The sequence below is a fragment of the Pseudomonas antarctica genome, assembly GCF_001647715.1.
GTDB lineage: Bacteria > Pseudomonadota > Gammaproteobacteria > Pseudomonadales > Pseudomonadaceae > Aquipseudomonas > Aquipseudomonas antarctica_A.
The window spans coordinates 709,127-733,678 of record NZ_CP015600.1 but is presented as its reverse complement, the minus strand read 5'-3'; the positions used below and the strand labels follow the sequence as shown (position 1 = coordinate 733,678).

Below are 24,552 nucleotides of genomic sequence, written 5' to 3'. Positions count from 1 at the left end.
GTATTTCAGCGACAAAAACAGAAAAAGCCCCGAATAACGGTAGGTTTTCACCCAGCGTTACTCGGAGCTTTCTTGCGTACGACAGACCGCTTTCAGCCGGCAGGTTTCTCGCCATACCAACGCGGCGTGTACACCCACTCCCCGCCACCGGCCCGCGCAAACACGCAGGTGGTGGACGAGCCAATCAGCACCATGGTGCGCATGTCGACCTGCTCAGGCGTCAGTTGCCCAAGCGTGGTGACACGCAGGGTCTGGCCTGGGCGGCCGATGTCACGCCCCAGCACTACCGGCGTCTGCGGCGTGCGATGCAAGGCGACGATTTCCAGGGCGCGCCCCAGTTGCCACGGTCGCGAGCGCGAGATGGGGTTATAGAACGCCAGGGCGAGGTCGGCCTGGGATGCAAGGTCCAAGCGCTTTTCGATGATCGACCAAGGCTTGAGGTTGTCCGACAGCGACATCACGCAGAAGTCATGCCCCAGCGGCGCACCCGCTTGAGCGGCGGTGGCCAGCGAGGCCGAGACGCCCGGCAGAATCTCCAGGTCGACTTGATGCCAGGCCGGGTCGCTCGACTCGTGCAAGGCCTCGATGACAGCAGCTGCCATGGCAAACACGCCGGGGTCGCCGGACGACACCACCACCACTGAGCGCCCTTGCGCGGCCAGCTCAAAGGCATGACGCGCGCGCTGCATTTCTTCGCGGTTATCGGTGCAATGCTGCACCTGGTCATTGCGGAACGGCCCGGCCATGCGCACGTAGGTTTCGTAGCCCAGCACATCGGTGCAGCGTGCCAGTTCAGCCTTGACGGCCGGGACCATCAACTCGGCCGCGCCCGGGCCCAGGCCAATCACGGCGAGACGCCCACGCGGACGGCCGACGAGCGACAGGTCCAGAGGTTGCTCTGCAACGCTGATAACGATATCCGCGTCTTGCTCCACGTCAGCGAAACGCAACGGCACCCCTAATTCCAATGCAGCGTCGGGCAAGGAAGCGTCGGCCATTTGCGTAGCGCTGGCCAACAGGCAGGCCAGGGATTGCACAGCAATGCCGGCACGGTGCAACGCCGCACGCACACGCTCGGCCAACTGCGCACCAGGCTTACAGGTGACGCACACCGTCTTCGGGTAAATCAGTAATTCGTTGTCCGCCGGCACACGCGCGGCGCTGCCCACGTGAATCGCCAAGCGTGCGTGCTGATCCTGCGGCAGATTGGCCTGGTCCAGCCAGGGCGCCGCGCCTTCAATGCGCACGCTTTCTCCGGCGAGCAGGTCGGAGACGAAGCGTTTGCCCAGCTCCAGGTCGGCCAGTTGGTAACCCGCGGGCGGGTTGAGCAGGCAAGTGCCGAAACGCAGCTCGCCGCTGGTAGTGATTGCAGCGGCTACGCCCAACGCTGCCGCGATGTCTCGCGCCATGACGTTCACACCGCCCAGGCCACCGAGCAACGGCACCACGGCACTGCCATCTTCAGCGACGGCCAGCACTGCAGGTTCTTCACCCTTTTCGAGCAATAGCGACGCCAGGGTGCGGATGACGATGCCGGCCGCGCACAGAGCGATCAACGGCGTGCCTTGTTGATAAAGCTGGCGCAAGGTTGCGCCGAACTCGCTGTACGTGTGGTCCGCACCTTCAACCCGTCCGGCCAGGCCATGGATCAGCGCGCCCGGGTAAACCTGTTGAATCTTGCGCGCAGTCGCCAGGCTACCCTGGCCCAGAATGACAATCGCCGGGCACATCAACCTTGCCACCTTTCACCCGGCACGATGATCAGCGAGAAGTACGGCGAAGACGCCGGGTCGACCTGATCCAGCGCCACGATTTTCTGGTTAGCCATGGTCGCGCGCTCCACGTAGAGCGCGCGCTCGGCCAAACCGAGTTCTTCCAGCACCTGGCGCACCTTGGGGAAGTTGCGGCCCAGCTTCATGATCACCGCCGCATCGGCATCCGCCAGGCGCCGCTTGAGGTCGTCAGCGGGCAACACACCGGAGAGCACCGACAGACTCTGATTGCGATACACCAACGGTGCGCCGAGCACCGAGGCGCCGCCGAGCATGGAGCACACGCCAGGGATAACTTGCGCGTCATAACGCTCGGCCAGACGGTCGTGCAGGTACATGTAGGAACCGTAGAAGAACGGGTCGCCTTCGCAGATCACCGCCACATCACGGCCGGCGTCCAAGTGCGCGGCCACGTCCATGCTGGCAGTGTCGTAGAAGTCGCTGATGATTTGTTCATAAGACATTGGTGCCGGCAGCACTTCCGTGGTCACCGGGTACACCAGCGGCATCAGGGTCTGCTGCGCCACCAGGTGGTCTTCGATGATGCCGAAGGCATTGCCCTTCTTGCCCTTGGCCGCGAAGTACGCCACCACCGGCGATTCGCGTAGCAGGCGCAGGGCCTTGAGGGTAATCAGCTCCGGGTCGCCGGGGCCCACGCCCAGGCCAATCAACCGTCCACGTGCCTGCATTATTCGACCTCCGTGGCCAAGGCGTTGACCGCAGCGGCGGCCATGGCACTGCCGCCGAGGCGGCCTTGCATGATCACGAACGGTACGCCACGGCTGTCGGCCGCCAGCATCGCCTTGGATTCGGCGGCGCCGACAAACCCCACCGGGAAACCCAGGATCAATGCCGGTTTCGGCGCGCCGGCATCGAGCATTTCCAGCAGGTAGAACAAGGCGGTCGGCGCGTTGCCGATCACCACCACGCTGCCTTCCAGGTGCGGGCGCCACAGCTCCAGCGCGGCGGCGGAACGGGTGTTGCCCAATTCCCGCGCCAAGTCCGGCACGCTGTCGTCGCGCAAGGTGCAGATCACTTCATTGTTGGCTGGCAGGCGCGCGCGGGTCACGCCTTCGGAGACCATTCGCGCATCACACAGAATCGGCGCGCCGGCGGCCAGCGCCTCGCGCCCGGCCTTGCCGGCACCGATGGAGAACTGCAGGCCGTCGATGGCCTCGACCATGCCGCACGCATGAATCACCCGCACCGCGAGTTTTTCCAGGTCGGCCGGGATGCGGTCCAACTTGGCTTCCGCGCGAATAATGGCGAAGGAGTTGCGATAGATCTCCTGACCGTCGCGGATGTAATCAATCATCGGTGTTGCTCCGTGAGCGTGCGCGTAACAGGGCGCCCGCCGCTTCAATGGAAAGAGTGCGCGCGTGCAGCCGGCCGAAACCTTGCTCGGCTGCATCGCGAAAATAGAGGTCGTAGTGGCCGGGACTCACCGCCAGCAAGGTGACCGGCGCGACATGCGCCGCGGCGCAGGAACGCAGGCAGCCGGACAGGTGCACGTCATGACCGGGTTGCAGGGCGGCCAGTTGCACGGCGTCGGCCTTGGTGTCGGCCAGGCCTTTGCCGCAGCCGCTTGAGCCGGTGCAGGCGATCATGCGTGCCAGCGGTTGCTCGACTGAGCAGAGAAAGCCCAGCTGCTGCAGGTGATCGGTGACAGTGGCGGCCTTATCGGCGTGTACGTTGGGCAGCAGCAGACCTTGCCAGGGCGTGAAACGCAGCGTGCCGTCGCCGTAGTCACTGGCCAGTTTGGCGGCGCCCTTGAGCATGCTTGAGTCCAGCCGTCCCAGCGGTGCAACGGCGGCGACGTACACGTAATCTTTTTGCCGCTGTGGATAAGTACCCAGATGCAGCAGAGCCCCGCTGGCCGGGCGCTTGAAACCATCAACCGGCAGCAACGGCAGGTTCAGACGGCTCAAGAAGTTATCCACAGGCAAATGCCGCATCCGGGTTTGCGCAGGCGTCGCCAGGTCGAGAAACCGCTCCAACACCGCCACCACCAACCCATGGCCCTGCGCCAACGGCACGGCGGCCAGCGGCGCATCCAGCCCAGGGCAGCCGGCCAGACCGAACGCAAGCAGTGTCTCGCCCTCGCGCTCAAAGGCCGACAGCCACAGGTCATGGTGGTGTTCAAGCATGGCCAGGGCTTCGCCGCCATCCAATTGCACGGCGAACTTGGCCGACAGCTCATGGAAGCGTGGATGGTTTTGTAGGGTGGCGAGGATCTGATCAGCCAGCGGGCGGGTGTCGAACAGCATGTGCGGGTCGACACCGGCGCTGGGGCTGAGCATCAGGTTGCGCACGTCGTCACCGGCGGCGTTGTTCGGCCCCAGGTCTGCAGCAAGGAGCATTGCAATCAAGGCGTCCTGCTCGGCGCCGATCCCGCGAATCTGCACGTTGGCGCGGTTGGTCGCCTCAATCACCCCGCCCGCATAGGCCTGGGCGGCGTCCGCCACCGCATGGGCCTGGGAGGCGCTGATCGAACCGCCGGCCAATTTGATCCGGCAAATGCCGCCATCCAACGCCTGGACAATACGCAGCAACCCCGGACAGGCCGAGGGGCGCAAGGTATTCAGAGCAGGCGTTGGGTTCACGGGGCTACCGGTTGACGGGTAAAGGCGCGGTATTATGCCTGCTTTGTCCGGCGGCATGAAAAGCCTGCCCGTCGGATGTCGTTCAAGGAATTCATATGTCGCCCTGGCTGACGGTAGTAGGCATCGGTGAAGACGGCTTCAAGGGGCTGGGCAGAAATGCCCGGCATGCCTTGTTGCGCGCCTCTCGAATTATAGGCGGCCAACGTCAGTTGGACCTCTTGCCGGTGTGTATTCGTGGTGAACGCCAGCTGTGGCCGAGCCCGTTTTCCCTGGAGCCGGTGCTGGCGCGGCGCGGCGAACCGGTGTGTGTACTGGCCAGCGGCGACCCGATGTTCTACGGCGTGGGAGCCAGCCTGGCGCGGCAGCTGACGGCTGAGGAGTTGCTGATTTTGCCAGCGCCATCGTCCGTGTCCCTGGCGGCGGCGCGGTTGGGTTGGCCGTTGCAGGAGGTGGTGACCGTGTCTGTGGTCGCCCGGCCGCTGGCGGCGCTGAATGCGCACCTGGCCAGCGGTGTGCGCCTGCTGGTGTTGAGCAATGACGGGCGCAGCCCTGCGGCGATTGCCGCGCTGCTGGTTGAATTCGGGTTCGGGCCAAGCCGTATCAGCGTCTTCGAACACCTCGGCGGTGCGGATGAGCAGCGTATCAATAGCGTGGCTCAGGACTGGCAGCAGGCCTCGGTGGCCGATTTGAATGTGGTCGCCATCGATTGCCTCGCCGACGCCAATACCCCACGCCTGTCGCGCCTCGCCGGTCTGCCGGATGCGGCGTTCAAGCACGACGGCCAACTGACCAAGCGCGATGTGCGGGCCATGACGCTCGCGCGCCTCGCGCCCATGCCCGGCGAACTGCTCTGGGATGTAGGCGCGGGGAGTGGCTCCATCGGTATTGAATGGATGCGCGCGCACCCCAGTTGCCGTGCGCTGGCCATCGAAGCCGACGAAGGCCGCCAAGGCCTGATCGAACACAACCGCGACGCCCTCGGCGTACCCGGTTTGCAATTGATTCGTGGCAAGGCGCCGGACGTTCTGCACGGTTTGGAAGCACCGGACGCGATCTTCATCGGCGGCGGCGTCACCCGCGACGGCGTGCTCGACACCTGCTGGCAACACCTGCGCCCCGGCGGGCGTCTGGTCGCCAATGCCGTGACCCTGCAAAGCGAAATGACCCTGATGGCCTGGCGCGCCCAACATGGCGGCGAGCTGACCCGCATTCATGTGGCGCAGGCCCAGCCGCTGGGTGAGTTCGACACCTGGCGCCAGGCGTTGCCAATCACCCTGCTGGAAGTGATCAAGCCACTATGAAACGCATCCTGCTGCTGGGCGGCGTCACTGAAGCACTGGCCATTGCCCGTACGCTGGGGCCGGAGCATATCTATAGTTTGGCGGGCGTGGGCCGCGTGCCGACGGACCTCACGTGCCAAGTGCGTGTCGGCGGTTACGGTGGTGTTGAGGGCCTCGCGCAGTTTGTTCGTGATGAACACATCAGCCTGATTCTCGACGCAACCCATCCGTATGCCGCTCAGATCAGCCGCAATGCCGCCGAGGCTGCAAGGCTGTGTGGTATTCCTTGCTGGGCGTTGCGCCGACCGGCGTGGCAGCCGCAGGTGGGGGACGACTGGCGTGAGGTCAGCGATTGGGCTGAGCTGATCGAGGCGATGAAGCCTTTCAAGCGCCCGCTGTTCACGCTGGGCCGTGAGCCATTGCAGCATCTCGATGAAATCCCCGCCGACCAATTCTGGACGCTGCGCGCATTGGATGTATATCCGGGAAATGCGCGCTGTGAAGTCATCGGCGCGCGTGGGCCGTTTCTGATCGAGGACGAGCGCGCATTGTTTGAGCGGCGTGGGATTGATGTGCTGATCAGCAAGAACAGTGGCAGTGCGGCCACTGAGCCGAAGCTGGAAGTGGCGCGGGAGCGTGGGGTGCCGGTGCTGGTGTTGAAGCGTCCCGTGCTGGCTGTGGTGGATCGAGAATTCACATGCGTGGCTGCGGTGCTACAGGCCGTCAACCCTCTCTAAACACCACCTGTCCGGTGTGGGACTGCGTTATCAGGCTGCTGTTTTCGTCTGCCCGATGCCCGCATGCACTCGATCAGCCAGCAACTGCGCCAACTCAATCAACTGCGCAACGCCGAGCAATTCTCCATTGCTCGCGCAACCAGCAGGCTTAGCGCCAAGCAATAGCCGAGCACAATCCAAACTGTGGGAGCTGGCTTGCCTGCGATGCAGACGCCTCGGTCTTCCCGTTAGGCCAAGGTGATGCGATCGCAGGCAAGCCAGCTCCCACAGGGTTCAGCGTCAGGCTGGATGTCGCGACCCGCCGGCAAAATTGGCAATCTGAGGTTCCCGACTATCATGAAGGCAACCACTGCGACACCAAACCACACCGCGCTTTTTTACTTATCCTTACCGATCAGGCTAAATACCCACCTGATCGCTTAACCCTACGGATTGTCCGCCATGGCCCGTCAACGCTTTGCAATTGCCTGGATCGCCTGCTTTGCAGTGCTGTTCAACGCCTTTGCCATGCCGATGGCCAGCGCGATGCAGCAGTCCAAAGACCCTATCCAGCAATTGCTGTGGGGCAGCTTTTGTTCGTCCAATGGCGCCAGCCTGAAAACCATTGCCCTGGGCAAACTGGAAATTCCGGCGCCGCAGCAGGACGATCATTCCACCATGCAGCATTGCTGGTGCTGCTCGGGCTCACCGCCATTAGTGGCGCTGCCGGGGCATGTGCCGCAGTTGTATGTCACACGGTTCGACGCGGTGCAGAGCTTGCCGCCGCCGTCACTGCAAGCCCCAACCCCTCGCCAGCAATGGCCGAGCCTCAACCCGCGCGCCTCTCCAACGGTCTGATTTCTTCGCAAGTGAACTGCGTTTAGAACCGTTCTGGAGAACTGCCATGCTCAAATCTTCCCTGCTTCTGGCTGCGTTGTTGCTGCCGGTGTGTGTTGCTGCCAATGCCGATGACTACAAGGCCGGCGACCTGCTCGTCAGCGACCCGTGGTCCCAGGAGTTGCCGCCCAATGCGCCCACGGTTGCGGCGTATTTCGTGATTCATAACACCGGTGTTACCCCGGACCGCCTGCTCAGTGTCGAAACGCCAGTAGCGGATAAGGCCGAGCTGCATGAGCATGTGATGCAGGGCGACTTGATGAAGATGCAACAAGTGCCCAGCGTTGCCGTACCGGCCAAGGGTGACTTGACCTTCGCACCGATGGCCTATCACGTGATGTTACTGGGCCTTAAGGACCGCAGCCTGTTGGCCGATGGCAAGCAATTCCCACTGACCCTGACCTTCGAAAAAGCCGGCAAGGTACGCGTGGAAGTCTCGGTACAGAAAGCGCCGCCGATGGCTGGCCACGAGCATATGCACGCTCAATAGGCGAACCTCGATGGGCGCCCCACGCGCCAGGTTATCCCCGCAGCGCCGCAGGCCCATGAGCCTGATGCGCGGCAGTTGGATCAGCCTGTTCGCCATGCTGATGATCTTTATCGGTCCGCTGATTTCCCAAGCGATGCCGATGGATCATCACGCCGGTATGTCGATGAGCATGTCCATGGACATGCCCGGCTGCCATGGCGAACCCAAGCCAAGCAAAGCGCCGGACGAACACCACGTCCTCTGGGAAAAGTGCGGCTATTGCAGCCTGCTGTTCAGTTGCCCGGCCCTGCCCGGCAGTGTGTCCTATGTCACCCTCGGCACCCCGCCGTCGGCTACCGCCCTCACTCCCGCCCCGCGCCTGGGCCATGCCCGGCAGAGCATCTTCCCCGGCGCCCGCAGCCGCGCCCCGCCCATCGCCTCGTAAACACCTCATCGCGTTACTTCACCCCGGCCGACTTTAGACAGACAGCCGCAGGCTGCTGGCCGTGTTGTTTACGAATGATTGATGGAATTTTTCATGTCCAGGTTTTCTGCTGACACCCGTTTGGGATGCACCCCTGTTTTTGCTGTTCTGCTTGGCACACTGTTGGTGCCACATGCACAGGCTGAAGATCACGAACTAAGCCCCACCGTCATCACGGCGATCGCTCCCAGATCGCCGCTGACCGTTATCACCAACCCGAAAGACCCACGCCAACCGGTGCCGGCCAGTGATGGCGGCGACTACCTCAAGACCATCCCGGGCTTCGCCCTGGTGCGCAACGGCGGTACTAACGGCGACCCGGTGCTGCGCGGCATGTTCGGCTCGCGCCTGAATATCCTCACCAACGGCGGCGTGATGCTCGGCGCCTGCCCGGGCCGAATGGATGCGCCCACCTCGTATATCTCGCCGGAAACCTACGACAAGCTCACCGTGATCAAAGGCCCGCAAACCGTGCTTTGGGGCCCGGGCGCGTCGGCCGGCACCATCCTGTTCGAGCGCGAGCCGGAGCAGTTCGGCGAGTTGGGCACGCGGGTCAACGCCAGTGTGCTGGCCGGTTCCAACGGGCGCTTCGATAAAGTCATCGATGCCGCCGCCGGTGGCCCATTGGGTTACGTGCGAGTGATCGGTAACCAGGCGCACGCCGACGATTACAAAGACGGCAATAACCACAGCGTCGCCTCGCGCTACGACAAGTGGAACGGCGACGTCGCCGTCGGTTTCACCCCTGACGCCGACACCCTGCTGGAACTCACCGCCGGGCGTGGCGATGGCGAAGCACGCTACGCCGCGCGCGGCATGGACGGTTCGCAGTTCCTGCGGGAAAGCCTGGGGCTGCGCTTCGAGAAGTCCAACATCGGTGAGGTGCTGGATAAGGTCGAAGCCCAGGTTTACTACAACTACGCCGACCACGTGATGGACAACTACAGCCTGCGCACACCGTCGGGCACCGGGATGATGGCTGGCCCCATGGCCTCCAACGTCGACCGGCGCACCTTGGGTGCGCGGATCAAGGCAACCTGGCGCTGGGCCGATGTGCAACTGATCGGCGGCCTGGATGCGCAGACAGACGAACACCGCAAACGCATGGGCATGGGCATCGATACCTATAAGGATGTGCCGCGTAACAAGGACGCCAATTTCCATAACTACGGTGTGTTTGGCGAACTGACCTGGTACGCCGCGGACCGCGACCGCCTGATCACCGGCGCGCGCCTGGACCGCGCCTCGGCCAAGGACTTCCGGCAAACCACCGGCTCGGGAACGATGGCCCGGCCCAACCCGACCGCCGACGACACACGCGCCGACACCTTGCCATCGGGCTTCGTGCGTTATGAACACGACCTGGCCGACACGCCCACCACCGTCTACGCCGGCCTGGGCCACTCGGAACGTTTCCCGGATTACTGGGAGCTGTTTTCCCCCAACACCGGCGCGGTGGGTTCGGTGAATGCCTTCGACGGCGTGAAGCCAGAGAAGACCACCCAGCTCGACTTTGGCGCCCAATACAAAACCGCCGACCTCGAAGCCTGGGCCTCGGGTTATGTCGGCCAGGTGCGCGATTTCATCCTGTTCGACTACAAGCCCGGAATGATGGGCACCACCTCCCAGGCTCGCAATGTCGACGCGCGGATCATGGGCGGCGAACTCGGTACGGCCTACAAGTTGACCCGTCACTGGAAGGCCGACGCCACGCTCGCCTATGCCTGGGGCAAAAACAGCAGTGACGGCAAGGCACTGCCACAGATGCCGCCGTTGGATGCACGTTTCGGCCTGACTTACAGCCAGGATGACTGGAGCGCCGGCGCCTTGTGGCGAGTGGTCGCGGCGCAAAACCGCATCGACCAGAACAAAGGCAACGTGGTCGGCAAGGACTTCGATAAAAGCGCCGGCTTTGGCGTGTTCTCGCTGAACGCCGCGTACCGCATCAATAAAAACTTCAAGGTCAGCACCGGCGTCGACAACCTTTTCGGCAAAGCTTACGCCGAGCACCTGAACCTGGCCGGCAATGCCGGGTTCGGCTACCCGGCCAACGACCCGCAAGCCATCAAGGAGCCGGGACGCACGCTCTGGACCAAAGTCGATATGAGTTTCTAACAGCAACGGGAGCAAGCCCCCTCCCACATTTGAATGTATTCACAAATCAAAATGTGGGAGGGGGCTTGCTCCCGATGGCGGCATAACTGACCCAAAAAAAATAATGCCTTGCGGAGCACCCTGATGACCACTCAAAAGATTTCCTTCTACAACCTCGCCTGGCGCTGGCACTTCTACGCCGGGCTCTTCGTCGCCCCTTTCATGGTGCTGCTGGCCCTGACCGGCATCATCTACCTGTTCAAACCCCAGCTCGACCCATTGATGTATGGCGACCTGCTCAAGGTGCAAAGCGCCGAGCACGCCTTGAGTGCCGACGAACAATTGCAACGGGCACAGGCAGCCTTCCCCCAAGGCAAAATCAGCAAGTACCTGCCGCCTGCCGACGCCACCAGCAGCGCGCAATTTGTGATGCATGAGGGCGGGCGCGAAGTGACGGTGTTTGTTGACCCGTATCGCGGCACCGTACTCGGCGAACAAGATGCAAAAAACAACCTGCAAGCCATCGCCCGGGCACTGCACGGTGAGCTGATGATCGGCACCGTGGGTGATCGCCTGGTGGAGCTCGCCGCCGGTTGGGGCGTGATGCTGGTGGTGTCCGGCGTGTACCTGTGGTGGCCTCGCGGCACGTCGTCGGCCGGTGTGTTGTGGCCACGGTTCAGCCGTCGCGGCCGTGTGTTCTGGCGCGACATGCATGCGGTTGCAGGCTTCTGGGGCGCGGCGTTTTTGCTGGTGATGCTGCTCAGCGGCATGACTTGGACCGGCTTCTGGGGCAAGCAATACGCCGACCTGTGGAACACCTTCCCGGCGGCGATGTGGAACAACGTGCCGCAGTCCGACCAGCAGGCACGCATCCTCAATACCGCCAGCCAACAAACCGTGCCCTGGGCCATGGAAAATACGCCGATGCCGATGTCCGGCGACCACGCCGAACACATGAAGCACGGCGCCATGAGTAACGCGCCGGCCGCCCCTACTTTGCGCCTGCAACAAGTGGTCGACCTGGCCACCGCACGCAAGGTCGAGCCCGGCTACAGCATCACGTTCCCGACCACTGCCGACGGCGTATTCACGGTCGCGGTATTTGCCAACGACCCGCGCAACGACGCCACCCTGCACGTGGACCAGTACACCGGCAAGGTGCTGGCCGATGTGCGTTGGGAACATTACAACACGGTTGCCCGCGCCACCGAGACGGGCGTGATGCTGCACGAAGGCAAGATGTTCGGCTGGGTGAACCAGCTGATCGTGCTGCTGATTTGCCTGATGATTTTGCTCAGTGCGGTCAGTGGCGTAGTGATCTGGTGGAAGCGCCGGCCACAGGGCGCGCTGGGTGTTCCGCCGTTGCGCCATGACTTGCCGAAGTGGAAAACCGCGATGGTAATCATGCTCGCGCTGGCGATCATCTTCCCGTTGGTGGGCGCCTCGTTGATCGTGGTATGGGCTTTGGATCGCCTGGTATTGGCGCGCTTTTTCAAACCACATGAATCCGCCTCAGGTTCGGCATGAAGCAGGCGAGATGCCTAGGACAGAGCCCTTCTGTAGCCTTGCGCGACTTTTGTCCCGCAGCCGATAAGTGTTAACTTATAACACTTTCTGCGTTATCGTTGCTCGCCGCGCCCTGCGGCGAGCACCTCTTCAAGAAGCGATTGATCGACCGATGAACAAGTACTTTGCGTGCGGCCTGTGCCTGCTTGCCTTGCATAACAGCGCCCAGGCCCTGACCCTGCCCGCCAGCCCCGTGACTGCGCTGGCCGTGGATGATGAACGCGTCGACTTGAATACCCCGACCACCGCCGGCTCGCGCCTGAACCTCACGGCCTTGCAAACGCCGGGCAGTGTCGAGAGCCAGACCGGCGAAAAAATCCGCGAACGCGGCGACGCCAGCGTGCAGGACGCCATCTCCCGCGCCACCGGCATCAGCCGCACCGGCACGCCGGGCGACGGCGGTACCTCGTTGCAGGCGCGCGGTTTTACCGGGCAAAGTTCGGTACTGCAGCTGTACGACGGCCAGCGCATGTTCGAGGGTGCGGGCACTTCCACCTTCCCGGTGGACACCTGGTCGGTTGAGCGCGTGGACGTTCTGCGCGGCCCGGCTTCGGTAATGTATGGCCAGGGCGCCACGGGCGCGGTGATCAACACCGTTTCGAAGAAGCCGTTTGAAGGCGAAATCGAAAACCACATCCGCCTCGGCTACGGTTCCTATGACCGCCAACAGGAAGCCCTGGACAGCGGTGGCTCGCTGACCGACACGCTGAGCTATCGCCTCAACATCAACCGCCTGCGCAGCCACGGTTTCATCGACCGTGGCGACTCGGCCAGCGACTTCGTCAGCGGCGCCCTGCGCTGGCAGCCGGCCGACAACCTCAGCTTCACCCTGGCCCACGACTATGGCGACCAGAGCCCACAGAACGACTACGGCACCCCGCTGATCAACGGCCAGTTACACAAAAGCCTGCGCGACAAGAACTACAACGTCAGCAACAACACACTGCACTACAACGACCAATGGACGCGCCTGACCAGCGAGTGGCAGATCAACGACAACGTCACCGCCACCAACGAACTGTCGTACCTGAAAAACCAGCGCCGCTGGCAGAACGCCGAAAGCTATAACTTTGTGGCGGGCGGCTTGGTGCGCCAGAACTACCTGGGCATCAAGCACAACCAGGAACAGGTCGGCGACCGCCAGACCTTTACCTTCGCGCACAGCCTGTTCGGCCTCGACAGCCGGACAGTGACAGGTGTCGAGTACAACCGTATTCGCTTCCGCCTGGCCAGCAACGCACCATTCACCGATGCAACGGACCAAGGCCAACCGGTGGATATCAACCACCCGGTGCCGCAGCCGTTTGAAAGCGCCAGCGCGTTTGTCCCGCAGTCCGTCAGCACGACTAAACAGCTCGCCGCCTTCGCTGAAAACCGCCTGCAACTGACCGATAAACTGTCGCTGATCACCGGCGTGCGCCGTGATTACCTGCACATCGACAGCGATGATCTGACAGTAGAGAACAACGACGCCAACAAGACCCTGACCGGCAATAACTGGAAAGCCGGCCTGGTCTACGCAATCACCCCGGACACTTCGGTTTACGGCCAGTACGCCACCAGCACCGATGGCGTCGGCAGCCTGATCAGCCTGAGCCCGAGCCAACAGCAGTTCGGCTTGTCTACCGCCAAGCAGGCCGAAATCGGCTTCAAGCAAGCGTTCTGGGATTCGCGTGGCGAGTGGACCCTGGCGGCCTATCACATCGTAAAAAAGAAACTGTTGGTGAGCATTCCCGGCACCGACCTCAAGGAACAAGTCGGCCAACAATCTTCCAACGGCCTGGAAGCCAGCCTGGACCTGCAACTGCCCAACGCCTGGCAGCTGCAAGCCAATGCCGCCCTCGTGCGGGCGCAGTACGACGATTTCTCTGAAGTCGTCAACCAACAGCCGGTGTCCCGCGATGGCAACCGACCGGTAGACGTGCCAAACCGTACCGCCAACCTTTGGTTGAGCAAGGCCGTGAGCGACGACATCCGCGCCGGTGCCGGTGTGCGTTACGTCAGCGCACGATATGCCAACACCGCTAACACCCGCGAAGTACCGAGCTACACCGTGGTCGACGCCACGGTATCGTGGAAAGCCATGCGCAACACCACGTTGGGCCTGCAACTGAATAACCTGTTCGACCGCACCTACGCCGTCAGCCAATACAACGATGGCCAGCAGTGGATCCTGGGGGAACCGCGTTCGTTCTTCGTCACGGCGGATTACACCTTTTAACAGAACAACACGCGCTCCAGTGTGGGAGCTGGCTTGCCTGCGATAGCGGTGGGTCAGCCACTCAATCAGTGCCCGGCAGACAGCTATCGCAGGCAAGCCAGCTCCCACATTTGAATTGTGATGAACAAGAGAACACTGATGACTTCACTCACCCTCGCTGGCCTGACCTGGACCCCACCCGGTCACGACCACTGCAATCACCGGTTCCAACTGCATGACGCCAGTTTGCAAGTCGGTGCGGGCGAGTTCGTCGGGCTGATCGGCCCCAATGGCAGCGGCAAGACCAGCCTGTTGCGCTGTGCTTATCGCTTCAGCAAGCCGGAACACGGCGACGTGCTGCTCGAACACCAACAGGTGTGGAAGCAACGTGCAAAGTGGTGCGCGCAACGTATCGCTGTCGTGTTGCAGGAGTTCCCCGACGCCTTCGGTCTGCGTGTGGATGAAGTCGTCGCCATGGGTCGCACGCCTCACAAAGGCTTGTTCGACAGCAATACGCTGCACGACCTGGAATTGATCCGGCAAGCGCTGGCCTCGGTCGGCATGCAGAACTTTGAAGAGCATGCTTTTGCCACTCTCTCCGGCGGTGAAAAACAGCGGGTGATCCTGGCCCGTGCATTGGCGCAGCAACCTCAGTTGTTGATCCTCGACGAGCCGACCAACCACCTCGACCCGCGCTATCAACTGGAGCTGCTGAGGCTGGTCAAGCGGCTCAACATCGGCACACTGGCCAGCATCCATGACCTTAACCTGGCCGCCGCCTTCTGTGATCGCCTGTACGTGATCAACCATGGGCGCATCGTCGCCAGTGGTACGCCCCACGAAGTCCTCACCGCCGAGTTGCTGCGCGACGTGTTTGGCGTCGAAGCACTGATCGATACTCACCCCTTGTCCGGCTACCCTCGAATCACCTGGATAACCCAACCATGATCCTGCGCTCCCTGCTGTCTCTCGCTCTATTACTCGGCACTGCTCAAGCGTACGCCGACGCCACCCGCTACCCGGTGACGGTCAAAAGCTGCAACCGCGATGTGACCTTCCAGGAAGCGCCGAAACACGCGGTCAGCCACGACATCAACATGACCCAGATGATGCTCGCCCTGGGCCTCAAATCGCACATGGCCGGCTACAGTGGTGTGACCGGCTGGAAGTCAGTGACACCAGAAATGGCCGAGACCCTCGACGGCCTGCCAGAGCTGGCGAGCAAGTACCCATCGGTGGAAACCCTGCTCAACGCCAACGTGGATTTCTTCTTCGCCGGCTGGGACTACGGCATGCGCGTGGGTGGCGACCTCACGCCGCAAACCCTGCAACCGTTGGGCATCAACGTCTACGAGCTGACCGAATCGTGCGCCTTCGTGATGAAGCGCCCGGCCGCGACCCTGGAAGACACCTATAACGACCTGCGCAACCTGGGCAGGATTTTCGACGTGCAAGATCGCGCCAATGCCCTGATCGCACAGATGCAAGCGCAAATCGCTGAGGTGCAAAAGCACCTGCCCGAAGGCAAACCACGGGTGTTTCTCTATGACAGCGGCGAAGACCGCGCCATGACCTCCGGCCGCCTGGGCATGCCCCATGCGCTGATCGCCGCTGCGGGTGGGCGCAATATCCTCGAAGACATTGACGCCAGCTGGACCCGCGTCAACTGGGAGACCGTAGTAGAGCGCAACCCGCAGGTGATCGTGATTGTCGACTACAGCGAAATCACCGCCGAGCAGAAGGAACAGTTCCTGCTCAACAACCCGGCGCTGCAATCGGTGGACGCTATCAAGAACCAACGTTTCATCGTGATTCCTTACGCGCAGGCCACGCCGGGTATCGACAACGTGCTAGCCGTTGAAACACTGGCCAAGGGGTTTCACGGCGAATGATCAACCGTCGCTACGTCCTGTTGCTAAGTGCCCTTGGCGCTTTGTTGCTGCTCTCTTGCGTGATCTCGCTGGGGTTCGGCTCAGCGTCGGTGCCGGTGGACGTGGTGTGGCGGATTCTGCTGAACAAGGCGTTCGGTGTCGGTGAGGTGAACTGGAGCGCAGGCCAGGAACATATCGTCTGGCTGATTCGCGTACCGCGCATGTTGCTGGGTGCGCTGGTGGGCGCCGGGCTTGCGCTGATCGGCGCAGTATTGCAGGCGGTGACGCGTAACCCGCTGGCCGACCCCCACCTGCTCGGCGTGACTTCCGGCGCCACCCTCGGCGCAGTGATCGTGGTGCTGCATGTGGGCGAAGTCATTGGCCTGTTGACCCTGCCCATCGCCGCATTTATCGGCGCCTTGCTGAGCATGCTGGTGGTGTTGGCGGTAGCCAGCCGCAATGGGCGCCTGGAGAGCGATCGCCTGTTGCTGTGCGGCGTAGCGGTATCGTTCGTGATGATGGCGGTAGCCAACTTGCTGCTGTTCATGGGCGACCACCGCGCAGCCTCGGCGGTGATGTTCTGGATGCTCGGCGGCCTGGGTCTGGCGCGTTGGGAACTGCTGGCGATTCCGGCCGCCACCGTGCTGTTCGGGCTGCTGCTCTTGCTCGGCATGGCGCGCCCTTTGAATGCGCTGATGGCCGGCGAGCAGACTGCCGTGACCCTGGGCCTGAATGCGCGCAACGTGCGGCTCAAAGTGTTCCTGGTCGCCTCGTTGATGACGGGCGTGCTGGTGTCCATCAGCGGTTCCATCGGCTTTGTCGGCCTGATGGTGCCGCACATCGCCCGGCGTCTGGTCGGGGCCGAGCACCGGCGATTGCTGCCGGTGTGCGTGCTGCTGGGCAGTGTGTTCCTGGTGTGGGTAGACGTCGCGGCACGCACCCTGATCGCCCCCGAAGACCTGCCCATTGGCGTGGCGACGGCGGCGATTGGCGGGCTGTTTTTTATCGGCTTGATGCGCAAGCGCTGAGGTCAGAGTTCATCACGGTCATACCAGAACTTGCTGACATCAGGCTCCTCCTGCATATCGCGGACTTTCCACTCGTCACCCAGCACTCCTGGCCGTGACCAGAAGGCATCGATGACCAGCACTGACAACGTGCCCAGAACCTGCAATTGACTAACCAGTACACTGGGGGTTGGCGCCGCCCCTGGGCCCAACAGCCTGGCTTCAGCCGGATCCAACCCCGGCTTGTACTTGAGCAGAGCACCACCCCGGCAAGACAAGTAACAGCTCTCGGCATCGGGAAGATTGCTCCTGACCACCGACACGTAGTCGCTCAAGTCATCCTTGGAGACGAAGTTTTTCAACAGGTTTTTGTCCAGCGGCCCCAGGCTGGAAGTCGTAGGAATAGCCTTATAAAACGCCTGCACAGCGGCGATTTTGTAGGTCTTCAGCACATTGCCGTCAGGCACGTCGAACCCGGCATGATCGATCCAGAACAACAGTTCCAGGGTACTTGCACCTCCCGCGCCCTGATCCTCCACCGGGTCAATCGCGACATACCCCTGCGTTTGCCCTGGCGTCAGTACCGCGCCCAAGTATTGCTTGCCCTTGTAAGGTGCCACCAAGCCTTGGGCATAGCGCGCCGCATCATCGGGATAAGAAAACAGCGGCCCGCAGAACGAATGAAAATAGGGGTCGTCTGCAAACGCGTGGGGTGCTTTTTTGGGCACCCATTGCGCCGTGACCCGCTCTTTCCTGCCCCACACCTCGCTGGTGACCCTGATGCGCAGGTCACCCGCAGCGGCCAGGCGGCGCACATAGTCTCGCACCGCTAGCGAACCTTCGAGCAATTGGGTTCGATCACTGTGTGCCTTGCTCGTCCATTCGTACAGTGGCGCCGTCTTGGGAAACACATACGTAAGTAACGCACCGTCGCTGCACAACAAATACAGCGGCAGCGTCGTGCCATTGCGTGCGCTGGTGATGAAGTTCAGGGCTTTGGCGATGTATTGAGGGGGAAAGAAACTCTGCGCCATTTCATCAGTGGCGGCAGCGATTGAGGCGTTGGAAGCACAGAGGTACACGCCATCCAGTACATACCCTTGGGGCAATTGGCCGTTGCTGAAGACTTGCTTGAAATCGGCAAAGTTCTCTCTGACCAGCGCCAGGGTCGTCATGTACAGCGGCTTGTTCACCGACTTAAGTACGTAACCGAAGGCCACCTCGGCTTGAGGCTTCCACAGGCGCTGGGCATAGCGCACGGCATCGAGCGCCCGGGTAAAGATCGGGCCGCAGGGCGAGTCGAAAGGTACCTGGCGAATTTCCCGGGCTTCGAGTTCACCGACTCCGGCCAAAAACTCCGTCTTTATCTGCCTGGGCATGCCCCATACAGGGTCGCCCTTCGCCACATACAAATCCCCCGCCTTCGCGACTTCAGTCACAAAGGCTTGCGGCGAAAGCGCGCCGCTGCGCAGTTGCTGTTCAATGAGGTTGTCGCCGTAATCACCCTTGATCAGGTTCAGGGGCGCCAGACGGTCTTTGAGCAACGCCTCCACAGCAGAGTCCGACAGTTGGTAACTGAGGATCGAGCCATTGGCACCGAACGCATATTCACGCTTGATGTGGGCTTCACGGTGCAACAGGTTCGACAATACCGCACTGGGTATCATGGTTTTGTAGATGGCTTTCTGAGTGGCGGACAGCAGCAACGGCACCTCTTGGTTCACCACGGACCGGTAGCGCGCAACAATGGTACTGCCCCCCGGATAAAGCCCCATATCGGCAGCCACTTCAGGGTAGATCCAGTGCAATGCAAGCCCCCGAGGCGGCAGCGCCAGCGGCTCAGTCGAGGCAAACAGCCCATTGACCAATCTGAGGATCACCCCACCATAAGCACGACGGTAGCCGTTGCCTACTAAGGCCGCGGCATGGCGGGCCGCGTCATCGGGGTTGGCAAACGCTGGGCTTAAACGCCGCGGCATTAAGGTTGCGTAGCTGGCCCAGTCATCGCCGACCCACCCGGCTTTATCCCAGAACAAGCTGGTACGGAGCACATGGAGATTTCCTCTCATCGCCCACTCTTTAACGAAGTCCCTGGGACTCTTCTGGCCGGAGTCCAGCTCGGCACGTGCTTGAGTCAGCAGCCTGTCGACCAGGCCGCCACTTTTTACGTCCATCAAGCCAGGCACATACTGCAACAGCGCGCCATCAAGGGTTGAGAAATAAATCGGCAGGCCATTCACGCCACTGCGGTTCGCTTCATAGAGGGCGATGTACAACACCTCAGGCATCACAAAATACAAGGTCAGCCAAGCACTCGACGTATTCAGCCCCGCGGGCGACCATTGCTGCGACCGAAACAACCCATGCAACACAAAGCCGTCGGGCAGTTGGTAGCCGCCTCCGGCTTCTCGCTCGAAAAGGCTGCCGAGATTAAAGAGCTTTTGCAGAGCGGTGGCCCCCACTACTTCGCTCGCAACATACTGCTCCCGATCCCGGTGCCGGAGGATGAATGCAAAGCAGTCCTTATTCTTGAAGTTGCGACCATGCACTCGCCCATGCAGGTTACGGGCAGCCTCATCGGCGCTGGCGAATACCGCGCCGTAGGTGGCGTAGTCGGGAGGACCGGACTTGGGGGCGTAGCTATAGTTGGGCGACCAGTCGTTATAGACCACCGAGCGCGGGCCCCATAACGGGTTGCCCTGGATGATCTTGAAGTCCCCCGCCTCGACCACGCGCCGAACCCAATCGGCCGGCCGAATCTGCCCGCTGTCGAGGCGCTTGCCAAGGCTGTTGTCACCGGCCTGTGGGCCAATATTGGCCAGCAGCAGTTTTTCCTCGGGCGAATTGTTTGGGGTGTACTCCAACAAGCAGTCCTGCGCGCCCGACAGGTACGCCACACGTCCGGCCGGGATGATCGAATACATTTCATCGTCGGAAAACACTTGCAGGTTGATCTGCGCCTCATCCCGCGTCCAGCCACGCCGTGCGACCCAGGCCGGGTCGACCATCGACAGCGCGGTGTGGGAGCCGTAACGCCCGTGCAGCACAAAAGGTTCCGGCGGGATCAACGGCCCTTGGTTATTGTTTGGAAAGAACAGCGTGAAGGCAAAAGGATTGGCCGCACTGACAATAGGCTCAGTGATGACAAAACGACCGTCTTCGCCCTTGAGGATATAACCGCCGTAGTAGCGGTCCCGAGTGTTGCCAATTTGCTCATGGGCATACACCGCCGCATCGCGTGCTGAGAGAAACGAACGGCTCAACGTTGCCTTGAAAAACGACATCAGCAGGTTGGAACGGTTTTCCACCCTGCCGACCGTACGCCACAAGCCACCGCCCTGAACCACCGACAGCTCGGTCGCTGCAATCACCCTGCGCACATAATCGCGCGGGCTCAATGTCCCGGCGACCATTGCCGCTTGTGCGCCGTTGTCGTCAAGTTCACCCGCGCTGTTTTGCCTGACCAGTTCGGTCGTGGCGGTGGCCTCGGGCACCTTGAGCGTCAACAAGGCGCCATCCGAGGCGTGCATGTACAGGGACAACCCACGGGCCGGATCCTGGATGCCCAGGGTCACCCGCGCCTGGCGGGTTGCGGCGACCACTTGCGCAGGCGTAAAGAAGGTACTCGCCAGCCATTTTTCCCGCGCCGCAACTTCGTCCTGCTCGTACCAGCTATTGAAATAAATCGCCTCCAGCCGGTATTGGGAAGGCAATCGAAGGTTGCCGTCGGCGCGTTTTGGAAACACGTCGTTGGGCGTAAACAGCGGATCACGCTTGGGCTGGGCCAACGTTGCCACATAGGCATCCTGACGGGTGTGCTTGAGGACAAACCCCATCGCGCCCTCTCCTGCTGCGCCAGCGAGCAACAGCGCACGCAGCACGGCGGTTTCCGGGCTTGGAAACACTGAGGTGAAAAAGGGTTGTTGCAGTATGGCGCTGCTGCTGGTCACGGGTGTGTTGATTCGCCAGCCGGTGTTCACCCGACCGCGTACGCCCCCCCAAACCGTATGTGCAATCAGTACAGATAGCTCCCCCGCCTCGGCCAGCTTCCAGACAAGGTTCTCGAAATCATTGCTGGCTTCAACTGTCCCAGCGCGAAGGTGTTGCTCCCAGGTTTTTTCCACCGCCGAGCCACTGCTGACGTACTTGAGCAGCACATTGTCCGGCCCGGAAAAATAGTGAGCCTTGGCGAACGCTCGGTGCTTGAAGCTGAAGAGCTGATCCGCCACGGAGTAGAAGTTGTTGAACAGCAGTACCTGGTCAGCCGTGAAACTGGGGAACATGCCCTGAATTTGTGCGGCATCCGCCGGATGGGAGTGATAAAACGCCTCGGCGCTGTAATCATCAGGGGCGATGAAGTTGCCTTCGCTGTCCTTGGCCAGCACCAACCCATGATCAAAACTATTGCGTTGGTCCGCCACCGGATGAGTGGCGTAGTAGCGGCTGCCGCGTTTGAGAATCACACCACCGTACTCGACATCGCGACGCTGTCCGATAAGCAGGTGCGCCCAGCGGGCTGCGTCGTCGGCGGTTATAAAGGCCGGGCTGAACTGGGGTTCGGGAATCTTCGAGTATGGGCGCCAGTCATCGCCGACCGGGCCGATCTTGTCCCACAAGGTGCTCGTCCTGAGCACCTCCAATCGACCTGCTGCCGCCAGACGCAGAACAAAATCACGAGGGCGAAGGCTGCCTGCGATCAAGGCCGTATCGATGCCGTTATCCACAACGGCCCCATCGGGCTCAACCCGATAAAGCGCCGCCTCGGCAACCGAGAAGGTGCAGGTGTATTTCAACAACGCGCCATCCGGGGTGGCATGGAAGATAGCCGGGGCTTCTTGCTTGAGTAACTCAGGCGCCAACCGTGCCTGGGAAAGATGCCAGGCCAGTTCTGGCGGCGAAAAAAAGCTGCGGTATAACCAAGGCTGCTTGGTTTGCGCAAGTGCCACATAGGCACCCTGACCCAAGTAGATGCCGATCAAATGAAAATGGGCAGGCAGGCGATGCTTGCCATCTTTATCGACAGGAAATACGTGTTGCGCGTAGATCTGTTGGCCGCTTATGCCTGACGGCTCGGTCACTGCGTACAGGTTCTTGTCGTCATGCTTGAGCACAAAGGCTTGCTGAATCGCCCGGGCCGTAGCCGTCAACCGCGCCTGGGCATAACTGAGCGCGTTGCCAAGGCTTGCCTGCACCGGACCGCAGGCCGGCAGGTCCTGGTTTGGAGAGGTAAAGGCTTGATAGGGCTTCCAGTTATCGGGCACCTCTCCGGTAGACCCACCCCACACAGCATTGGACACCACAATCGACAGTTGGCTGACACTGGCCACTTTCTTGAATAAATTCTCCACCACACCGTCATAGCCGTCAGGCCGGCCGAACGGCTCCTTTTGCTCCAGCCAAACACCAAAACGGCGCTCAGCCTCCGACCGGGTAGGGACATGTTTTAACAGCGAACCATCAGGACCGGATAAATAGGACGCGGTAAAAAAAGGCGGCTCCAGAATATTGGCCGCCAGGTCTGCTTCTGAGTAAAAGCTGTTCAACGCCTTGATCCGGCGATCTGAAAAGTCGGGGTGGTTTTCCTTGTACTCAGTGAAAAAATCCGGGTGCGAGTGAAAATCCGCTACACACCGATAACCGTCGGGGTGCAGGTACTGCTTATCGCTGTCCCGATTCAACACCGAGGTCACGTCAAAAAAATTGCCGCCCCCTTCGATAGGGTCTGTCGCATAAAAAAGCTCATCGGCCAAGCTCTGCAAAATCACCCCGCCATATTCCTGATCCCGCTTGTCGCCCACCTGCTCATGGGCGTAGCGAGCCGCATCGTCCATGCTGATAAACCCCGGCCCTACCGGTGGCAGCTGCACCGGTTTCACCGGGTCTGCCCCAAACCAACCACGCTTGACTCGCTTCATATCATCTGTTCCCGCTCAAGTCCCCAGGCGCCAGAGATTGGCGACCGCAGCGCCCATGTTCGGTAGCAATGGATGACGCGGGGGGCTAAATAGGCACCCCATGCGCCGAGCGCTCTTTTTAAGGGCCGGCCGTGCACTCGACAGCCTTTGCGGCGCCAATTTGGTGCGCAGCTCCACCTGTGTTGCCGGCCAACGCCCTTGGATGCGCACGTTGTGTGCAGCAGGCACAGCCTTTGCAAAGTCCTGTGTATCTGCCCCATAAAAACTATCGGTTTACGGAGATCGCACCATGCAGCGTCGTAGCTTGATCAAGGCTTTAACTTTGTCGGCATCCATTGTCGCCATGGGGTTGACCTGGACCGTACAGGCCGCCGAGACCATCAAGGTCGGCATCCTGCACTCGCTGTCCGGGACCATGGCCATCTCCGAAACCTCGCTTAAAGACATGGCGCTGATGACCATTGACGAGATCAACGCCAAAGGCGGTGTGAACGGTAAAATGCTCGAGCCGGTGGTGGTGGACCCTGCCTCGAATTGGCCGCTGTTCGCCGAGAAAGGCCGCCAGTTGCTGACCCAGGACAAGGTTGCCGTGGTGTTCGGCTGCTGGACGTCGGTGTCGCGTAAATCGGTGTTGCCGGTGTTCGAAGAACTCAACGGCTTGCTGTTCTACCCGGTGCAGTACGAAGGCGAAGAAATGTCGCCAAACGTGTTCTATACCGGTGCGGCGCCGAACCAGCAGGCGATCCCGGCGGTGGAATACTTGATGAGCGAAGAAGGCGGCGGCGCCAAGCGTTTCTTCCTGCTCGGCACCGACTACGTGTACCCGCGCACCACCAACAAAATCCTGCGTTCATTCCTGCACTCAAAAGGCGTCGCGGATAAAGACATCGAAGAGGTCTACACCCCGTTCGGCCACGCCGATTACCAGACCATTGTTGCCAACATCAAAAAATTCTCCGCCGGCGGCAAGACCGCCGTGATCTCAACCGTGAACGGCGACTCCAACGTGCCGTTCTACAAAGAGCTGGCCAACCAGGGCTTGAAGGCCACCGACGTGCCGGTGGTAGCGTTCTCGGTGGGTGAAGAAGAGCTGCGCGGCATCGACACCAAGCCGCTGGTGGGCAACCTTGCGGCCTGGAACTACTTCCAGTCGGTGGAGAACCCGGTAAACAAGAAATTCGTCGCCGACTGGAAGGCTTACGCCAAGGCGCACAACCTGCCAGGCGCGGATAAAGCCGTGACCAACGACCCGATGGAAGCCACCTATGTAGGCATCCACATGTGGGCGCAAGCGGTTGAGAAAGCCAAGTCCACCGACGTCGACAAGGTGCGCGAAGCCATGGCCGGCCAGACCTTCGCCGCGCCGTCGGGCTTCACCCTGACCATGGATAAAACCAACCACCACCTGCACAAGCCGGTGATGATCGGTGAGATCCAGGCTGACGGGCAGTTCTCGGTGGTGTGGCAGACCGAAAAACCGATCCGCGCTCAGCCGTGGAGCCCGTACATTCCAGGCAATGACAAGAAGCCGGATTACGCCGTGAAGAGCAACTGATCCGAGGGGTGTCGACACCTGAGTGTCGACACAAACCCTGTGGGAGCTGGCTTGCCTGCGATGCAGACGACTCGGTGTATCTGAAACACCGCTATCGCAGGCAAGCCAGGTCCCACATTTGTC

17 protein-coding genes are annotated in these 24,552 nt (G+C 61.5%); 12 read left to right on the top strand and 5 right to left on the bottom strand.

Features of this window, described 5'->3' with window-relative positions; all coding sequences use genetic code 11:
• Positions 1-92: 92 nt before the first annotated feature.
• The 4 genes from cobJ to cobG are packed head-to-tail and all read right to left on the bottom strand — an operon-like array spanning position 93 to position 4,432.
• On the bottom strand, positions 93-1,730 hold the full coding sequence (gene cobJ, locus A7J50_RS02950; protein WP_064450477.1) for a precorrin-3B C(17)-methyltransferase: 1,638 nt from the start codon (positions 1,728-1,730) through the stop codon (positions 93-95).
• A complete protein-coding gene (locus A7J50_RS02945; RefSeq protein WP_064450476.1) occupies positions 1,730-2,461 on the bottom strand; it encodes a precorrin-2 C(20)-methyltransferase in 732 nt (243 codons plus the stop codon). The genes cobJ and A7J50_RS02945 overlap by 1 nt, the downstream gene beginning before the upstream one ends.
• Positions 2,461-3,087 carry a precorrin-8X methylmutase gene (locus A7J50_RS02940; RefSeq protein ID WP_064450475.1) on the bottom strand — a complete coding sequence of 209 codons (627 nt, stop codon included), beginning with the start codon at positions 3,085-3,087 and terminating at the stop codon, positions 2,461-2,463. The genes A7J50_RS02945 and A7J50_RS02940 overlap by 1 nt, the downstream gene beginning before the upstream one ends.
• Entirely contained in the window at positions 3,080-4,432 is a 1,353-nt protein-coding gene (cobG, locus tag A7J50_RS02935) for a precorrin-3B synthase (protein ID WP_064450474.1), read from the bottom strand. Before cobG ends, A7J50_RS02940 begins: the two co-directional genes overlap by 8 nt.
• Before the next feature lie 38 nt (positions 4,433-4,470).
• Between cobG and A7J50_RS02930 the strand changes: the two genes are divergently transcribed.
• The 11 genes from A7J50_RS02930 to A7J50_RS02880 all read left to right on the top strand — a co-directional run bounded on the left by A7J50_RS02930 (position 4,471) and on the right by A7J50_RS02880 (position 16,980).
• Positions 4,471-5,676 (top strand): bifunctional cobalt-precorrin-7 (C(5))-methyltransferase/cobalt-precorrin-6B (C(15))-methyltransferase, encoded by a 1,206-nt coding sequence (locus tag A7J50_RS02930; RefSeq protein ID WP_064450473.1) that lies wholly within the window; start codon positions 4,471-4,473, stop codon positions 5,674-5,676.
• A complete protein-coding gene (locus tag A7J50_RS02925) occupies positions 5,673-6,392 on the top strand; it encodes a cobalt-precorrin-6A reductase (protein WP_064450472.1) in 720 nt (239 codons plus the stop codon). Before A7J50_RS02930 ends, A7J50_RS02925 begins: the two co-directional genes overlap by 4 nt.
• Before the next feature lie 441 nt (positions 6,393-6,833).
• The gene (locus A7J50_RS02920) at positions 6,834-7,229 is read left to right on the top strand and encodes a DUF2946 domain-containing protein (protein WP_064450471.1); all 396 of its coding nucleotides are present in this window, start codon (positions 6,834-6,836) and stop codon (positions 7,227-7,229) included.
• A 46-nt stretch (positions 7,230-7,275) separates the two neighbouring features.
• The gene (locus tag A7J50_RS02915; protein ID WP_064450470.1) at positions 7,276-7,758 is read left to right on the top strand and encodes a copper chaperone PCu(A)C; all 483 of its coding nucleotides are present in this window, start codon (positions 7,276-7,278) and stop codon (positions 7,756-7,758) included.
• Positions 7,759-7,822: 64 nt separating this feature from the next.
• On the top strand, positions 7,823-8,182 hold the full coding sequence (locus tag A7J50_RS02910) for a DUF2946 domain-containing protein (RefSeq protein ID WP_064450469.1): 360 nt from the start codon (positions 7,823-7,825) through the stop codon (positions 8,180-8,182).
• Positions 8,183-8,275: 93 nt separating this feature from the next.
• Positions 8,276-10,336: a TonB-dependent copper receptor gene (locus tag A7J50_RS02905; protein WP_064450468.1), complete on the top strand. Its 2,061-nt coding sequence runs from the start codon at positions 8,276-8,278 to the stop codon at positions 10,334-10,336.
• 123 nt (positions 10,337-10,459) lie between these two features.
• Positions 10,460-11,842, top strand: a complete 1,383-nt coding sequence (locus A7J50_RS02900; RefSeq protein ID WP_064450467.1) for a PepSY-associated TM helix domain-containing protein — start codon at positions 10,460-10,462, stop codon at positions 11,840-11,842.
• Between the two features lie 151 nt (positions 11,843-11,993).
• Positions 11,994-14,102: a TonB-dependent receptor gene (locus A7J50_RS02895; protein ID WP_064450466.1), complete on the top strand. Its 2,109-nt coding sequence runs from the start codon at positions 11,994-11,996 to the stop codon at positions 14,100-14,102.
• A gap of 138 nt (positions 14,103-14,240) precedes the next feature.
• Positions 14,241-15,029 carry an ABC transporter ATP-binding protein gene (locus A7J50_RS02890; RefSeq protein WP_064450465.1) on the top strand — a complete coding sequence of 263 codons (789 nt, stop codon included), beginning with the start codon at positions 14,241-14,243 and terminating at the stop codon, positions 15,027-15,029.
• On the top strand, positions 15,026-15,973 hold the full coding sequence (locus A7J50_RS02885; protein ID WP_064450464.1) for an ABC transporter substrate-binding protein: 948 nt from the start codon (positions 15,026-15,028) through the stop codon (positions 15,971-15,973). The genes A7J50_RS02890 and A7J50_RS02885 overlap by 4 nt, the downstream gene beginning before the upstream one ends.
• A complete protein-coding gene (locus A7J50_RS02880; protein ID WP_064450463.1) occupies positions 15,970-16,980 on the top strand; it encodes a FecCD family ABC transporter permease in 1,011 nt (336 codons plus the stop codon). The genes A7J50_RS02885 and A7J50_RS02880 overlap by 4 nt, the downstream gene beginning before the upstream one ends.
• Positions 16,981-16,982: 2 nt before the next feature.
• Here the strand turns inward: A7J50_RS02880 and A7J50_RS02875 are convergent, their stop codons facing one another.
• Positions 16,983-22,874 carry a DUF4329 domain-containing protein gene (locus A7J50_RS02875; protein ID WP_082895819.1) on the bottom strand — a complete coding sequence of 1,964 codons (5,892 nt, stop codon included), beginning with the start codon at positions 22,872-22,874 and terminating at the stop codon, positions 16,983-16,985.
• 289 nt (positions 22,875-23,163) lie between these two features.
• Between A7J50_RS02875 and urtA the strand changes: the two genes are divergently transcribed.
• Positions 23,164-24,429, top strand: a complete 1,266-nt coding sequence (gene urtA, locus A7J50_RS02870) for an urea ABC transporter substrate-binding protein (protein WP_064450462.1) — start codon at positions 23,164-23,166, stop codon at positions 24,427-24,429.
• Positions 24,430-24,552: the final 123 nt, after the last annotated feature.

What these genes read in the sequence shown, in the direction of transcription:
- cobJ (WP_064450477.1), bottom strand. Translation starts at nt 1,730, where the DNA reads ATGTGCCCGGCGATTGTCATTCTGGGCCAGGGTAGCCTGGCGACTGCG.
- A7J50_RS02945 (WP_064450476.1), bottom strand. Translation starts at nt 2,461, where the DNA reads ATGCAGGCACGTGGACGGTTGATTGGCCTGGGCGTGGGCCCCGGCGAC.
- A7J50_RS02940 (WP_064450475.1), bottom strand. Translation starts at nt 3,087, where the DNA reads ATGATTGATTACATCCGCGACGGTCAGGAGATCTATCGCAACTCCTTC.
- cobG (WP_064450474.1), bottom strand. Translation starts at nt 4,432, where the DNA reads ATGCCGCCGGACAAAGCAGGCATAATACCGCGCCTTTACCCGTCAACC.
- A7J50_RS02930 (WP_064450473.1), top strand. Translation starts at nt 4,471, where the DNA reads ATGTCGCCCTGGCTGACGGTAGTAGGCATCGGTGAAGACGGCTTCAAG.
- A7J50_RS02925 (WP_064450472.1), top strand. Translation starts at nt 5,673, where the DNA reads ATGAAACGCATCCTGCTGCTGGGCGGCGTCACTGAAGCACTGGCCATT.
- A7J50_RS02920 (WP_064450471.1), top strand. Translation starts at nt 6,834, where the DNA reads ATGGCCCGTCAACGCTTTGCAATTGCCTGGATCGCCTGCTTTGCAGTG.
- A7J50_RS02915 (WP_064450470.1), top strand. Translation starts at nt 7,276, where the DNA reads ATGCTCAAATCTTCCCTGCTTCTGGCTGCGTTGTTGCTGCCGGTGTGT.
- A7J50_RS02910 (WP_064450469.1), top strand. Translation starts at nt 7,823, where the DNA reads ATGCGCGGCAGTTGGATCAGCCTGTTCGCCATGCTGATGATCTTTATC.
- A7J50_RS02905 (WP_064450468.1), top strand. Translation starts at nt 8,276, where the DNA reads ATGTCCAGGTTTTCTGCTGACACCCGTTTGGGATGCACCCCTGTTTTT.
- A7J50_RS02900 (WP_064450467.1), top strand. Translation starts at nt 10,460, where the DNA reads ATGACCACTCAAAAGATTTCCTTCTACAACCTCGCCTGGCGCTGGCAC.
- A7J50_RS02895 (WP_064450466.1), top strand. Translation starts at nt 11,994, where the DNA reads ATGAACAAGTACTTTGCGTGCGGCCTGTGCCTGCTTGCCTTGCATAAC.
- A7J50_RS02890 (WP_064450465.1), top strand. Translation starts at nt 14,241, where the DNA reads ATGACTTCACTCACCCTCGCTGGCCTGACCTGGACCCCACCCGGTCAC.
- A7J50_RS02885 (WP_064450464.1), top strand. Translation starts at nt 15,026, where the DNA reads ATGATCCTGCGCTCCCTGCTGTCTCTCGCTCTATTACTCGGCACTGCT.
- A7J50_RS02880 (WP_064450463.1), top strand. Translation starts at nt 15,970, where the DNA reads ATGATCAACCGTCGCTACGTCCTGTTGCTAAGTGCCCTTGGCGCTTTG.
- A7J50_RS02875 (WP_082895819.1), bottom strand. Translation starts at nt 22,874, where the DNA reads ATGAAGCGAGTCAAGCGTGGTTGGTTTGGGGCAGACCCGGTGAAACCG.
- urtA (WP_064450462.1), top strand. Translation starts at nt 23,164, where the DNA reads ATGCAGCGTCGTAGCTTGATCAAGGCTTTAACTTTGTCGGCATCCATT.